Source organism: Erwinia sp. B116 (assembly GCF_002865965.1).
In the GTDB taxonomy this organism is placed as follows: Bacteria; Pseudomonadota; Gammaproteobacteria; order Enterobacterales; family Enterobacteriaceae; genus Erwinia.
In genome coordinates this window covers 1-13342 of record NZ_JRZZ01000005.1, presented here as the reverse complement: position 1 = coordinate 13342, position 13342 = coordinate 1, and the positions used below count along the sequence as shown (strand labels likewise).

Annotated in this window: 12 protein-coding genes and 1 pseudogene; 9 read left to right on the top strand and 4 right to left on the bottom strand. The window is 64.3% G+C overall.

Translation table 11 applies throughout. The features are described from left to right. Positions 1-7: 7 nt before the first annotated feature. The 3 genes from NV64_RS05405 to fhuB are packed head-to-tail and all read left to right on the top strand — an operon-like array spanning position 8 to position 5174. Positions 8-2374, top strand: coding sequence for a TonB-dependent siderophore receptor (locus NV64_RS05405; RefSeq protein WP_101505483.1), 2367 nt, complete (start codon positions 8-10; stop codon positions 2372-2374). Beyond that, entirely contained in the window at positions 2374-3270 is an 897-nt protein-coding gene (locus NV64_RS05400) for an ABC transporter substrate-binding protein (RefSeq protein ID WP_072166449.1), read from the top strand. The genes NV64_RS05405 and NV64_RS05400 overlap by 1 nt, the downstream gene beginning before the upstream one ends. 8 nt (positions 3271-3278) lie before the next feature. Continuing rightward, positions 3279-5174, top strand: a complete 1896-nt coding sequence (gene fhuB / locus NV64_RS05395) for a Fe(3+)-hydroxamate ABC transporter permease FhuB (protein ID WP_199177624.1) — start codon at positions 3279-3281, stop codon at positions 5172-5174. Between the two features lie 100 nt (positions 5175-5274). Here the strand turns inward: fhuB and NV64_RS05390 are convergent, their stop codons facing one another. Next, the gene (locus tag NV64_RS05390) at positions 5275-6192 is read right to left on the bottom strand and encodes a nucleoside hydrolase (protein ID WP_101505481.1); all 918 of its coding nucleotides are present in this window, start codon (positions 6190-6192) and stop codon (positions 5275-5277) included. Between the two features lie 188 nt (positions 6193-6380). After that, complete coding sequence (locus tag NV64_RS05385) at positions 6381-6776, bottom strand: hypothetical protein (RefSeq protein ID WP_056240657.1); 396 nt, start codon at positions 6774-6776, stop codon at positions 6381-6383. 230 nt (positions 6777-7006) lie between these two features. On the opposite strand from NV64_RS05385, the gene NV64_RS24460 reads away from it, so the two are divergent. Then, positions 7007-7333 carry a hypothetical protein gene (locus NV64_RS24460; protein ID WP_056240654.1) on the top strand — a complete coding sequence of 109 codons (327 nt, stop codon included), beginning with the start codon at positions 7007-7009 and terminating at the stop codon, positions 7331-7333. Positions 7334-7388: 55 nt separating this feature from the next. Here NV64_RS24460 and NV64_RS05375 read toward each other — a convergent pair whose 3' ends face one another. Both NV64_RS05375 and NV64_RS05370 read right to left on the bottom strand, forming a co-directional pair. Beyond that, positions 7389-7688 (bottom strand): type II toxin-antitoxin system RelE/ParE family toxin, encoded by a 300-nt coding sequence (locus tag NV64_RS05375; RefSeq protein WP_101505480.1) that lies wholly within the window; start codon positions 7686-7688, stop codon positions 7389-7391. Beyond that, positions 7685-7969, bottom strand: a complete 285-nt coding sequence (locus NV64_RS05370; RefSeq protein ID WP_056240646.1) for a hypothetical protein — start codon at positions 7967-7969, stop codon at positions 7685-7687. Before NV64_RS05370 ends, NV64_RS05375 begins: the two co-directional genes overlap by 4 nt. A 189-nt stretch (positions 7970-8158) precedes the next feature. Between NV64_RS05370 and kdpF the strand changes: the two genes are divergently transcribed. The 5 genes and pseudogenes from kdpF to NV64_RS05345 all read left to right on the top strand — a co-directional run. After that, positions 8159-8248, top strand: coding sequence for a K(+)-transporting ATPase subunit F (gene kdpF, locus NV64_RS05365; protein WP_082502391.1), 90 nt, complete (start codon positions 8159-8161; stop codon positions 8246-8248). Then, positions 8248-9933, top strand: a complete 1686-nt coding sequence (gene kdpA / locus NV64_RS05360) for a potassium-transporting ATPase subunit KdpA (protein ID WP_101505479.1) — start codon at positions 8248-8250, stop codon at positions 9931-9933. The genes kdpF and kdpA overlap by 1 nt, the downstream gene beginning before the upstream one ends. A 14-nt stretch (positions 9934-9947) precedes the next feature. After that, the gene (kdpB, locus tag NV64_RS05355) at positions 9948-11996 is read left to right on the top strand and encodes a potassium-transporting ATPase subunit KdpB (RefSeq protein WP_056240639.1); all 2049 of its coding nucleotides are present in this window, start codon (positions 9948-9950) and stop codon (positions 11994-11996) included. 11 nt (positions 11997-12007) lie between these two features. After that, on the top strand, positions 12008-12580 hold the full coding sequence (gene kdpC, locus NV64_RS05350) for a potassium-transporting ATPase subunit KdpC (RefSeq protein WP_101505478.1): 573 nt from the start codon (positions 12008-12010) through the stop codon (positions 12578-12580). 193 nt (positions 12581-12773) lie between these two features. Further along, positions 12774-13342: pseudogene (locus tag NV64_RS05345) on the top strand (two-component system sensor histidine kinase KdbD); the annotation flags it as partial.

The window sequence follows — 13342 nt, the reverse complement described above, 5'->3', positions numbered from 1 at the left end:
CCGATACATGACCCTGTTTTCTTTAACTTCACCTGTGGAAAAAACCTTTAGATTCAGCCTGCTGGCCCTGGCTGTCACTCTGGGTTCCCAGCCGGTGCTGGCGGTAGCTGCCGCCCCTGTAGCCGTGTCGCTGCCCGCCCAGCCGCTGGCCCCGGCGCTGAATGCGCTGGCGCAACAGGCCGGCGTTCAGCTGATCGTGGCACCGGCGGCGGTGGCAAATAAGTCAGCCCCGGCGGTCAGCGGCACCATGACGCTGGAGAGTGCACTCGATCGCCTGCTGCTGGGCAGCGGCCTGATCTGGCAGCGGCAAAACGATATGATCACCATCTCGCCCGCTGCGGGTGACGCGGGTGACACCCTGACGGTGACCGTCCGTGGCGGGGCGTTGGGTGGCAGCGTGCCGCAGCAGACCAGCAGCGCCACCAAAACCCATACCGCGCTGCTGGAGGTGCCGCAGTCCGTCTCGGTGATCGGCCGCCAGCAGATGGACAGGCAGAACGTGCAGAGCGTGACCGAAGCGCTGCGCTACGTGCCGGGGGTGAAGACTGAAACCTACGGCGTTGACCCGAAAGGCTATGACTGGATCTACATCCGCGGCTTCAACGCCCTGACCACCAACGACTATCGCGACGGCCTGCGCCAGCTCAACAACAGCTACAGCTATTTCCGCACCGAGCCTTACGCGCTGGAGCGCATCGACGTGGTGCGTGGCCCGTCATCGACGCTGTTTGGCCTCGGTGATGCCGGTGGAATCATCAACCGCGTCAGCAAACTGCCCACCGCACAGGGCGTACATGAGGTGGAGGCCCAGCTTGGCAATTTCGACCGCCGACAGCTGCAGTTCGACTTCAGCGATAAAATCAACGGTGACAGCCGCTATCTCTACCGCCTGGTCGGCGTGGCGCGGGACAGCAACACCCAGTTCCAGTATGCCAACGGCCCGAAAGTGAAAGACGATCGCCTCTATCTCGCGCCGTCGTTCAGCTGGCTGCCGAACGAAGACACCAGCCTGACGCTGCGCGCGGACTACCTGCGCGACAGTTCTGGTGGCACTATCTCGGTACTGACGCAGCCGGATGGCAAGGTAACGGATACCCTGCTCGGTGACTACAGCTACAACCACTTCCGTAACGAACAGTTCACCGCCGGTTACGAGTTCAGCCACCAGCTGACAGAAACAGTCCAGCTGCGGCAGAATCTGCGCGTCGGGCAGACCGATACCATCCTTAACAACCTGCTGCCGGGCGCCATCGACTTCACCAGCGGCCAGCAGTCGCGCAACGCCATCCGTTTTGATGAGCATATGCAGACGCTGAATCTCGACAACCAGCTGCAGGCCGACTTCAATACAGGCGCGTTCAGCCACACCCTGCTGGGGGGCGTCGACTACAGCTGGCTGGACGGTAACGCCAAACGGTTCAGCGCGGCGGCACCGGTGCTGAACGTCTGGCAGCCGCAGTACGGCATGGCGATTGCCGATCCGACCAACGCGGTGAACAATAACGATCAGACCACCTCTCAGCTCGGCGTCTACCTGCAGGATCAGATCCACCTGACCCCGTCATGGCTGCTGACCCTCGGTGGCCGCCATGACGATATCAGCATGCGCACGCAGAACAACCTGACCGGCAACACCAGCTGGCTGGATAAAGATGCCTGGACCGGGCGTGCCGGGCTGACCTGGCTGGCGGGCAACGGGCTGGCACCGTACATCAGCTATGCTGAATCCTTTACGCCAAACAGCGGTACCAACCGCGACAACCAGACCTTCACGCCGAGCAAGGCCCACCAGTATGAGGCGGGGATCAAGTACCAGCCGGATGCCGACCTGCTGATGACGCTGGCGGCGTTTGAAATCACCAAAACCAACGTGCTGACCAACGAGCTGGTGAACGGCGTGGCCACTGGTTATCAGGTGGCGTCCGGCGAAGTGCGTTCACGCGGCGTGGAGTGGGAACTGCAGGCGCAGCTGAGCGAGAATCTGCACGCGCTGGCCTCTTACAGCTTCACCGATGCGGAGATCGCCCGCAGCAATGATGGCGTCCAGGGTAACAAGCAGGCCAACGTACCGAAACACATGGCCTCGGCCTGGCTAAGCTACGACTTCACCCGCGGCGTTCTGGATGGCCTGACGCTGAACGGCGGTACGCGCTACGTTGGCAGCATGTACGGCGACAACGCTAACACCATTCCGGTGAAAAACTTTGCGCTGGTCGATGCCGGTGCTTCTTACAGGGTGAATCACCATCTGACCTTTGGCGTTAACGTACAGAACCTGCTGGACCATCATTACGTCGGTACCTGTGACGACGCCACCAGCTGTTACCCGGGCCAGGAGCGCACGCTGATCGGTTCGGTTAAATACAACTTCTGATGCAGCAGGGGTCATGGCGGCGGCGGGACTGCCTGCAGGCGCTGCTGCTGGCACCGCTGGCGTTCAGCCACGCGGTGCGCGGGCAGCCGCTGGCGGCAGAGCGGATTGTGGCGATCAACTGGGTGGCGGCGGAGCTGCTGCTGGCGCTGGGAATTACGCCGCTGGCGCTGTCGGACAGCGGCTACTTTCGCCGGCGCATTCCGCAGCCGCCGCTGCCTGCGGCGGTGGCGGATATCGGGCCGTACTGGGAACCCAACCTTGAGTATCTGGCACAGCTGCGGCCCTCGCTGATCCTCAGCGATGCGCTGGCACCGGCGATGATGGCGGCGATGCAGCGTATCGCCCCGCTGGAGGTGGTCACGGTATATCCGGCGGCGGACGATGCCTGGCAGTCGCTGTGCCGCTATCTGCTTGCTCTTGGTGAGCGGGTTAACCGGCTGGCCGTGGCACAGCAGCTGATCGCCCACGGCGAACGGCGGCTGGCGGACTACCGGCAGCAGCTGGCACAGCGGCCGCGCCCGGCGGTGTGCGTGGCGGTACTCAATCAGGACGGTAAACACGCCACGGTGTACGGGCAGCACAGCCTGGTGCAGGCGGTGCTTGACCGGCTGGGGCTGGTTAACGCCTGGCAGCAGCCGGTCAGCAGCATGGGGCTGGCCAACGTCGGTCTCGACCGGCTGGCCTCGCTGACGGACGCCCGGCTGTTTTACGTTGAGCTGCCGACCACCACCGACCGGCTGCGCAAAGTACGCCAGTCCGGCGCGTTGTGGCAGCATCTGCCGCTGGTACAGCAGGGCAACGTCGTCGCGCTGCCGCCCTTTTTCCCGTTTGGCGGGGTGCATACCGCCCTGCGTCTTGCCGACAGCCTGGCGCTGCGGCTGCTGAGTGAGCCCTGATGTTGCGCATGACCCCGCTGAAACTGTTTTTACTGCTGCTGCTGGCCGCGCTGGCGCTGACCGTACAGCAGCTGCGGCCGCTGCTGCAAGACCATCACAGCGGTCACCTGCTGCTGATCTACAGCTTTTTGCCACGGCTGGCCGTCAGCCTGCTGGCCGGTGGCGCGCTGGCGCTGGCGGGGCTGCTGTTTCAGCAGGTGCTGCACAATCCGCTGGCGGAACCGGCCACCCTCGGCGTGGCTGCCGGGGCCAACCTTGCCGTCGCGCTGGCGCTGGTGCTGGCACCCGGCCTGTTGGCGTTCGGGCTGGCACCGGTGGCGCTGACGGGCGCGGGCGTGACCACGCTGCTGCTGTTGCTGGTGGCGCGCCAGCGGCTGGCTACGCTGCAGGTGATCCTCGCCGGCATGGTGCTGAGCCTGTACGCCGGGGCGCTCTCCACGCTGCTGGTGCTGTTCAACCACGACTACCTCAGCGATCTGTTCAGCTGGCAGGCCGGCTCGCTCAGCCAGAACGGCTGGGAGAGCGTGCGCATGTTAACGCTGCCGCTGCTGCTGTGCGGCGGGCTGAGTCTGCTGCTGGCGCGGCCGCTGGCATTAATCGGCCTGTCGGAGCAGAGCGCCGCCAGTCTTGGTGCCTCGCCGGTGCGCGTCAGGCTGCTTGCGCTGCTGATCGCCGTGGTGCTCAGCGCACTGGTCACCAGTCAGTTGGGTATTATCAGCTTTATTGGCCTGGCGGCCCCGGCGCTGGTGCGGCTGCTCGGGGTACGGCATTTCAGCCGTCAGCTGCTGTGGGTGCCGGGGTTTGGCGCGCTGCTGCTGTGGCTTATCGATCGGCTGGCGCAGACGCTCTCACCCGCCGCCGGAGACGTGCCGACCGGCGCGGTCACCGCGCTGTTCAGCGCACCGCTGATCCTGCTGCTGCTGTCGCGCCAGCGCATTATCCGTCTGCCGCAGGCGGCGGAGACGGTGCCCGCCTGCGGGGCGTCGCTTAGCGCCGGGCGCGTTATTCTGTTAGCTGGCCTGCTGCTGCTGGCGGTCGGGCTGTCGCTGGGCTGTAACCGGCAGATAGCGGACGGCCTGCTGCTGGCGTGGCGCTGGCCACGGATGGTCGGGTCACTGGCCGCCGGTGCCATGCTGGCGGTGGCCGGGGTGCTGGTACAACGGCTGACGCGCAACCCGCTGGCCAGCCCGGAGCTGCTTGGCATCAGCAGCGGTGCCTCGCTGGCGGTGCTGCTGCTGTTTATGCTGGTCAGCCAGCCGCTGCCGCTGCTGTTTCCGGCGGCGGCGGCCGGCAGTCTGCTGGTTACGGCAACCATTCTGTGGCTCGGCGGGCGTAACGGATTTCAGCCGCAGCGGCTGGTGCTGACCGGGCTGTGCATCACCAGCATCAGCGGGGCGTTAACCAGCCTGCTGATGCTGAGCGGCGACCCGCGCGCGCTGCAGCTGCTCAGCTGGGGTACCGGTTCTACCGCCGGTATCAGCGCGGCGGCGGCCGTAACGGGCCTGGTGCAGGCGCTGCTGCTGATCCCGCTGGCGCTGCTGTTGCGCCGCGTGCTGCAGCTGCTGGGACTGGGCGCGGCAACGGCCCGCACGCTGGGCGTGAATCTCAGGCAGGGTACGTTACTGATTCTGCTGCTGGCGGCCGCGCTGACGGCGGCCGGCACCCTGCTGGTCGGACCGATCAGTTTTGTCGGCCTGATGGCACCGCAGCTGGCGCGCTACAGCGGCGCGCGCAGCGTGGCGGAGCAGACCGGGCTGGCGGCGCTGCTGGGGGCCACGCTGATGGTGCTGGCCGACTGGCTGGGACGCAATATCGCCTGGCCGTGGCCGGTGTCCACCGGTATCGTCTGCGCGCTGCTGGGGGCACCGTGGTTTTTATGGCTGCTGCGGCGCGTACAGGCTTAGCGTTACGCCACGCAAGTTGCTCCGCTGCTGCATCTGATGTTGCTGGTGCTGGTGCTGCTGCTGACGCTGCCGATATTGCAGCTGTCGCGCAGCAGCAGGTTTACTGGCGCAGCGCCGCCATAAAATGCGCTTTCACGTGCTCGGCCTCAACGGTGAGGCACAGCGACTGCGGGCGGCAGCCGGCAAACGGGTCGTCCCGCGTTGCCGGGCTGTTAAGCTGGCGCAGCGTCTGCCCGCGGTTAATGCGGTCGGTGACTACCCGTACCGGTGACGTGGTGACGCCAAACCATTCCGGGTGGTTCAGGTAAGCGATGGTCAGGGTATCGTGCAGCGCCATGCCTTCGACACCGTGCTGTTTGCTGTAAGCAAGGTAGCCCTGAGAGATGGTGCTCAGCACCGGATGGTTCAGGCTGCGAATATCGTCACCGCTGACGGTGACCTCCAGCGTCACGTCCAGCGGCAGCATCACTACCGGAATAGCCGAGCTCAGCACCTGGTCGGCGGCGTGCGGGTCTTTCCAGATATTAAACTCGGCAAAGGGCGTGACGTTGCCGCTGTGGCCGTGGCTGCCAAAGGCGCCGCCCATCACCACCAGCCGTTTAATCTGCGGGATAATATCCGGTGCCTGATTGATCGCCATGGCGATATTGGTCAGCGGGCCGATCGCCACAATAGTCAGCGCATCCGGATTATCGCGCACGCTCTGGATAATAAAGTCGATGGCGTTTTCTGCCGCGCCGCTCCACGGGTTATCAAACACCCCGCCCAGCCCGTCTGCGCCGTGTACGTCCCAGGCTGACGGGGTCGGCAGGTGGGCCAGCGGCCGCGAACTGCCGCGGTACACCGGCACATCGAGGCCGATTTTATGGCTGAACAGGCGGGCGTTACGCACCGCCTGCTCTACGGCGACGTTACCAAATACGCAGGTGATGCCGAGGATGTCACAGCTTTTCGCGGCATAAGCGAGGGCAAAGGCATCGTCGACGCCGATGTCGGTATCAAAAATAATCTTTTCCATCAGACACTCCTTATCCTGAAACGGGTAGATCGTGCGGGCGTACGCCCGCATTACGCGGCGACAGAGCAGGCTGGCCGCAGAGGTAAATAAACCGGGTTGCAGCTCAGCCGCCAGCCCCGACGCGTCTGCCTGCAGGCCAGCTCAGCTGCCAGCACTGGCCCGCCTGCCAGCTCAGCCGACGGGGCCGGCTAGCCGGTCAGCAGCGTTTGCAGCGCCTGCATATCGCGCTTCACCCACTCCAGCTCCTGCGCGTAGCGTTCATCTGACAGTAACGGCTGGCGGAAGACGGTGATCAGCACCTGTGAACCCTGTTCGTTGGCGACGATGCGCATCGGCACAAAGATCTCTTTGCTGTAACCGCCGTCGATCCAGTGATCCATAATGCAGAACGGGTTGTGATCGGTGAAACGCACCTTAACGGCCCCCTGCGGCCCCTGACCCTTCCAGCTGTTGCCTTCCTGCACCAGCGGCCCCTGGCTGAGTCCGGACGCCCAGCGCGGGAAAAACTCCGGCTTCCAGATGGTTTCGTACAGATCCACCCAGTTACGGTGGATGGCCAGGCTAAGGGTTTGTGAGGACAGCATAAAACCTCCGTTTGGTGATCAGCAGCCGATTTAAGCACCCCGCAGAGGGCAAGAGAAGCCTTTGCCCCACGCATATCTCCCGATCGCGACACAGCTCGCACTTTCGCATGGCGAATTCCCCGTCCGATAACGGCTTGCGTTCAGTCATACGCTCCGCCTGTAACAGTGTGTTGCCGCACGGCTGACCACTTCCGGGCTGCCCGCGTGTGAATAAAAATCAGGAGAACTCTGTGAAGCAAGGGGATTTCGGGCGTCTGCTGCTGCTGGCCGCCATCCGGGGCGCCAGCTTTATGTTTATGCGCGTGGCCACGCCGGTGTTTGGTTCGGTGAATACCGCCTTTTTACGCGTCCTGTTTGGCTGCCTCAGCCCGCTGAAAACGCTGACCGTGACCTTCCTGATCCCGCCGTTTGGCGTGCTGTGGGGCTATCTGTTCCTGGGCGAAACGCTCTCCGGCGGCTTTATCAGCGGCGGGCTGGTGATTATCGTTGCGGTGTGGCTGGTGACCGGCGGGGCAAAACCGGCAGCGCAAATCCGTGAGCTGAACAGCAGGTCCTGAGCCGCCGCTGTCAGTTTCAGGAGGTGGACGTGAAGCGCTTTCTGCCGGATTTCCGTTAGCGATAAAAATCGGCCACCCTGCGCGAGGTGTGCAGTACGCGCAGCACTGCGATCTGCTGCGCTTCAATCGCATAAACCATAATAAAGGGAAAATGGACAACGGTTAACCGGCGGCGGTGTTCACCCGCTACGGTGGCAACACCCATGAGCGGGTTCTCTGCCAGTAAACGGCTCATGGAGATGAATTTATCATCGGTCTGCTGAGCAATCTGAAACCCAGCTTCACGGTTAAGGTAGCGAAAGATCCCTTCCCGGTCAGCCAGCGCCGACGTTGCCCAGCGGACGGTGAAATTCACAGCTCCCCCTTTGCTGCCAGCGTCTTCAACCGATCCATATGGTTATTAGCCTCTTCATCACTGACAAACTGCGTCTCGCCACCATCGTAACGCTCAAAGGCCTCAGCGATCTGCGCTTCCAGCCAGCGCTCATGGCTTTCGGCCTGATATGCCTGCTCTTCGGCAGCCAGCTGTTCCGCGCGCTGGCGCATCAGCTCAGTCAGGCTGATATTCAGCCGTTCTGCAGCCTGCATAGCCAGGCGTTTGGTGGCTTCATCAATCCGGAAATGGATAGTCGGCATCGGGGCGATCCTTTGTGGTGTCATTTGTGTTGTCATTATGTCTCCTTTTTCCGCCACCGGCAGCGTAAATTTCAATCGTTCTCTCAGCGTTTTTATACTTTTTTTACGCCCCGCACCTGCATTTTTACATCAACTTTGCACGCCGCTCGCAACAATAGCTGCAACGTAAAACGCCTGTGGAGGTGTGTTGTGAGCGCTGCTGTAATTACCGGCATGGTGCTGGTGTCTGGGCTGTTGGCGTACCTGGTGTACGCACTGATCAATGCGGAGGCATTCTGATGGCCGCTTCTGCCTCTTTACTGCTGGCCAGCTATCTGGTCCTGCTGCTGCTGCTGGCCCGCCCGTTAGGGAAAGGGCTGGCACGGCTGATTGACGACCGGCCGCTGGCCGGTCTGGCGGGCGTTGAGCGCATGCTGTGGCGGGTCAGCGGCGTGGGCCCTGACGGTATGCACTGGACCCGCTATCTGCTGGCGATCCTGCTGTTTAACGCCGGCGGGCTGCTGCTGCTGTTTGTGCTACTGATGAATCAGGCCAGCCTGCCGCTGAATCCGCAGCAGCTGCCGGACCTCCGCTGGGACCTGGCGCTTAACACCGCGGTCAGCTTTGTCACCAACACCAACTGGCAGGCCTACGCCGGGGAAAGCACCCTGAGCTACTTCAGCCAGATGGTCGGCTTAACCGTGCAGAACTTCCTCTCTGCCGCCACCGGTATCGCCGTGGCCTTTGCGCTGATCCGCGGTTTTACCCGGCGCGCGCTGGCCGATCTCGGCAACGCCTGGCGCGATATCACCCGCATCACCCTCTGTGTGCTGCTGCCGCTGTCGCTGATTATGGCGCTGCTGCTGGTCAGCCAGGGGGTGATTCAGAACCTGCACGGCTATGTCGACCTGACCACCCTGGAAGGGGCGAAGCAGACGCTGCCGATGGGGCCGGTGGCCTCGCAGGAGGCGATCAAAATGCTCGGCACCAACGGCGGCGGCTTCTTTAACGCCAACTCGGCGCACCCCTTCGAGAACCCGACGATCGTCAGCAACCTGATCGAGATGCTGGCGATCCTGCTGATCCCGGCCGCGCTCTGCTTCGCCTTCGGCGACGCGGTGGGCGACCGTCGTCAGGGCCATATGCTGCTGTGGGCGATGTCGCTGATGTTTATCGCGGCGGTGGCGCTGGTGATGTGGGCCGAACTGAACGGCAACCCGCACCTGCTCAGCCTCGGCGCGGACAGCGCCAGCAATATGGAGGGCAAAGAGGCGCGCTTTGGCATCCTTAACTCCAGCCTGTTTGCGGTGATCACCACCGCTGCCTCCTGCGGCGCGGTCAACGCCATGCATGACTCCTTTACCGCGCTGGGCGGCATGGTGCCGCTGTGGCTGATGCAGATCGGTGAGGTGGTGTTTGGCGGCGTCGGGGCCGGGCTGTACGGCATGCTGCTGTTCGTGCTGCTGGCGGTGTTTATCGCCGGGCTGATGATCGGCCGCACGCCGGAGTTTCTCGGCAAAAAAATCACCGTCTGGGAGATGAAGATGACCGCGCTGGCGATCCTCGTCATCCCGTGCCTGGTGCTGCTCGGCACCGCGCTGGCGATGATGACCGACGCCGGGCGCAGCGCGATGCTCAACCCGGGGCCGCACGGCTTCTCCGAAGTGCTGTACGCCGTCTCCTCGGCGGCTAACAACAACGGCAGCGCCTTCGGTGGCCTCAGCGCCAGTACGCCGTTCTGGAACCTGCTGCTGGCGTTCTGCATGCTGGCTGGCCGCTTCGGCATCATTATTCCGGTGCTGGCGATTGCCGGATCGCTGGCGCTGAAAAAAGTCCAGCCCGCCGGTTCCGGCACGCTGCCGACCCACGGCGCGCTGTTTGTCGCGCTGCTGATCGGTACCGTGCTGCTGGTCGGTGCGCTGACCTTTATCCCGGCGCTGGCCCTAGGGCCGGTGGCGGAACATCTGCAGATGCTCAGTCGTTAAGGGCGGAGAAAACCATGAGTCGTAATCAACAGGCGCTGTTTGATGCTGCGCTGCTGCGCGTCGCCCTGCTGGACGCGCTGAAGAAGCTCGACCCGCGCACCCAGTTGCGCAACCCGGTGATGTTTGTCGTCTGGCTGGGCAGCGTGCTGACCAGCCTGCTGGCGGCGGCGATGGCCGCAGGTAAAACGCCGGGCGATACCGCCTTCACCGCCGCTATCGCGCTGTGGCTGTGGTTTACCGTGCTGTTTGCCAACTTCGCCGAAGCGCTGGCGGAAGGGCGCAGCAAGGCGCAGGCCAACAGCCTGAAGGGCGTCACCAGGACCAGCATGGCGAAAAAACTGGCCGCGGCGAAGTACGGTGCCGCGCACCAGCCGGTGGCAGCGGACACCCTGCGCAAGGGCGACTGGGTGCTGGTGGAAGCCGGCGACATGATCCCCTGCGATGGTGAGGTGCTGGAGGGGGGCGCCTCGGTGGATGAGAGCGCGATTACCGGCGAATCCGCGCCGGTGATCCGCGAGTCCGGCGGCGACTTCTCCTCGGTGACCGGCGGTACGCGCATCCTCTCCGACTGGCTGGTGGTGCAGTGCAGCGTCAACCCCGGTGAAACCTTCCTTGACCGGATGATTGCCATGGTGGAAGGGGCAACCCGGCGTAAAACGCCGAACGAAATCGCGCTGACCATTCTGCTGGTGGCGCTGACCATCGTGTTCCTGCTGGCGACCGCCACTCTGTGGCCGTTTACCGCCTGGGGCGGCAACGCGGTCAGCGTGACCGTGCTGGTGGCGCTGCTGGTGTGCCTGATCCCCACCACCATCGGCGGCCTGCTGTCGGCGATCGGCGTAGCGGGCATGAGCCGCATGCTGGCGGCCAACGTGATTGCCACCAGCGGCCGCGCGGTGGAGGCGGCGGGGGACGTGGACGTGCTGCTGCTGGATAAAACCGGCACCATCACCCTCGGCAACCGCCAGGCGTCGCAGTTTCTGCCCGCGCCGGGCGTGACCGAAGAGCAGCTGGCCGACGCGGCGCAGCTGGCCTCGCTGGCCGATGAAACCCCGGAAGGGCGCAGCATCGTGGTGCTGGCCAAGCAGAAATTTAACCTGCGTGAACGCGACCTGCTGAGCCTCAACGCCACCTTTATCCCGTTCTCGGCGCAGACGCGGATGAGCGGGGTGAACGTCGGCGAGCGGGCGATCCGTAAAGGGGCGGTCGATGCGGTAAAACGCTATATCGACAGCAACGGCGGCGACTTCCCGGCGGCGGTGAACGGGCTGGTGGAGCAGGTGGCGCGCGGCGGCGGCACGCCGCTGGTGGTCTGTGACGGCGCGCGGGTGATGGGCGTGGTGGCGTTAAAGGATATCGTTAAAGGCGGCATTAAGGAGCGCTTTGCCGAACTGCGCCGCATGGGCATCAAAACGGTGATGGTCACCGGCGATAACCCGCTGACCGCCGCGGCGATTGCCGCCGAAGCCGGCGTCGACGACTTCCTGTCGGAAGCGACGCCGGAAGCCAAGCTGGCGCTGATCCGCCAGTATCAGGCGGAGGGGCGGCTGGTGGCGATGACCGGTGACGGCACCAACGACGCCCCGGCGCTGGCGCAGGCCGACGTGGCGGTGGCGATGAACTCCGGCACCCAGGCGGCGAAAGAGGCGGGCAACATGGTTGACCTCGACTCCAACCCGACCAAGCTGCTGGAGGTGGTGCATATCGGCAAGCAGATGCTGATGACCCGCGGCTCGCTGACCACCTTCAGCATCGCCAACGACGTGGCGAAGTACTTCGCCATTATCCCGGCGGCGTTTGCGGTCACTTATCCGCAGCTGAACAGCCTGAACGTGATGCGGCTGCACTCGCCGGACTCGGCGATCCTGTCGGCGGTGATCTTCAACGCGCTGGTGATCGTGTTTCTGATCCCGCTGGCGCTGAAGGGGGTGAGCTATCGTCCGCTGAGCGCCGCCGCGCTGCTGCGCCGCAACCTCTGGCTGTACGGCGTCGGTGGGCTGCTGGTGCCGTTTATCGGCATCAAATTGATTGACCTGCTGCTGACCGTCAGCGGCCTGGTGTAAGAGGAACCCTTATGAGTCAGTTACGTCCTGCCCTGATTTTACTGCTGCTGCTGACGCTGGTCACCGGCGTGTTCTATCCTCTGTTAACCACCGCGCTGGCGCAGTGGCTGCTGCCGCTGCCGGCCAACGGCTCGCTGATTGAGGTGGCCGGAGAGACGCGCGGCTCGGCGCCGATCGGCCAGAACTTTGTCCGCGCCGACTATTTCCACGGCCGCCCGTCGGCGGCAGGTGACGCACCGTACAATGCGCTGGCCTCCTCCGGCAGCAACCTGGCGGCCAGCAACCCGGCGCTGGACCAGGCCATCGTCGGGCGGGTACAGGCGCTGCGGGCGCAGAACCCGCAGGCGGAAGGCGCGATCCCGGTGGATCTGCTGACCGCCTCCGGCAGCGGGCTGGATCCGCAGATCTCCCCGGCGGCGGCGCACTGGCAGGCTCCACGGGTGGCGGCTGCCCGCCAGCTGCCGCTGGAGCAGGTGCAGCAGCTGATTGATGCACATACCGTGACGCCGCGCCCGGCCTTTATCGGCGACCCGGTGGTCAACGTGCTTGAGTTAAATCTGGCGCTGGATAAGCTGACGCACTGACGCACTGACGCACTGACGCACTGACGCGCTGACGAGCAGGCTCAACCAGGCTAACCGTGCAGGAAGGGGTGAGCAGGCGGATCATGGTCGGCTCAGTGGCGCGCTCTGCGCAATCCAGCCGGTGCGGAACGGTATGTTCAGTGCGCTGCCAGCATAGGAAGATCACCCTTTGACAGGGGCTAACAGGATGACGATGAACGATGACATTCAGCGCCCCGATCCGGACGCGCTGCTGCGCCAGACGGCGGAGAGCCGGCGCGGCAAGCTGAAAATTTACTTCGGTGCCTGCGCCGGAGTGGGGAAAACCTGGGCGATGCTGCAGGAGGCACGGCGGCTGCGGGCGCAGGGGCTGGAGGTGCTGGTCGGCGTGGTGGAAACCCACGACCGCCCGGAGACCGCCGCGCTGCTGGCCGGGCTGACCCTGCTGCCGCGCCGCGCGACCGCACATCAGCGGCACGCGGAGTTCGATCTGGACGCGGCGCTGGCGCGCCATCCGGCGGTGATCCTGATCGATGAACTGGCGCACAGCAACGCCCCCGGCTCGCGCCATCCTAAACGCTGGCAGGATATCGACGAGCTGCTCGACGCCGGCATTGACGTGATGACCACCGTCAACGTGCAGCACCTGGAGAGCCTGAATGACGTGGTCGGCGGCGTCACCGGCATCCGCGTGCGCGAAACGGTGCCGGACCCGTTTTTTGACGCCGCCGATGAGATCGTGCTGGTGGATCTGCCGCCGGACGACCTGCGCCAGCGGCTGAA

Coding starts and splice junctions, on each gene's coding strand:
- NV64_RS05405 (WP_101505483.1), top strand. CDS start 8: ATGACCCTGTTTTCTTTAACTTCACCTGTGGAAAAAACCTTTAGATTC.
- NV64_RS05400 (WP_072166449.1), top strand. CDS start 2,374: ATGCAGCAGGGGTCATGGCGGCGGCGGGACTGCCTGCAGGCGCTGCTG.
- fhuB (WP_199177624.1), top strand. CDS start 3,279: ATGACCCCGCTGAAACTGTTTTTACTGCTGCTGCTGGCCGCGCTGGCG.
- NV64_RS05390 (WP_101505481.1), bottom strand. CDS start 6,192: ATGGAAAAGATTATTTTTGATACCGACATCGGCGTCGACGATGCCTTT.
- NV64_RS05385 (WP_056240657.1), bottom strand. CDS start 6,776: ATGCTGTCCTCACAAACCCTTAGCCTGGCCATCCACCGTAACTGGGTG.
- NV64_RS05370 (WP_056240646.1), bottom strand. CDS start 7,969: ATGCCGACTATCCATTTCCGGATTGATGAAGCCACCAAACGCCTGGCT.
- kdpA (WP_101505479.1), top strand. CDS start 8,248: ATGGCCGCTTCTGCCTCTTTACTGCTGGCCAGCTATCTGGTCCTGCTG.
- kdpB (WP_056240639.1), top strand. CDS start 9,948: ATGAGTCGTAATCAACAGGCGCTGTTTGATGCTGCGCTGCTGCGCGTC.
- kdpC (WP_101505478.1), top strand. CDS start 12,008: ATGAGTCAGTTACGTCCTGCCCTGATTTTACTGCTGCTGCTGACGCTG.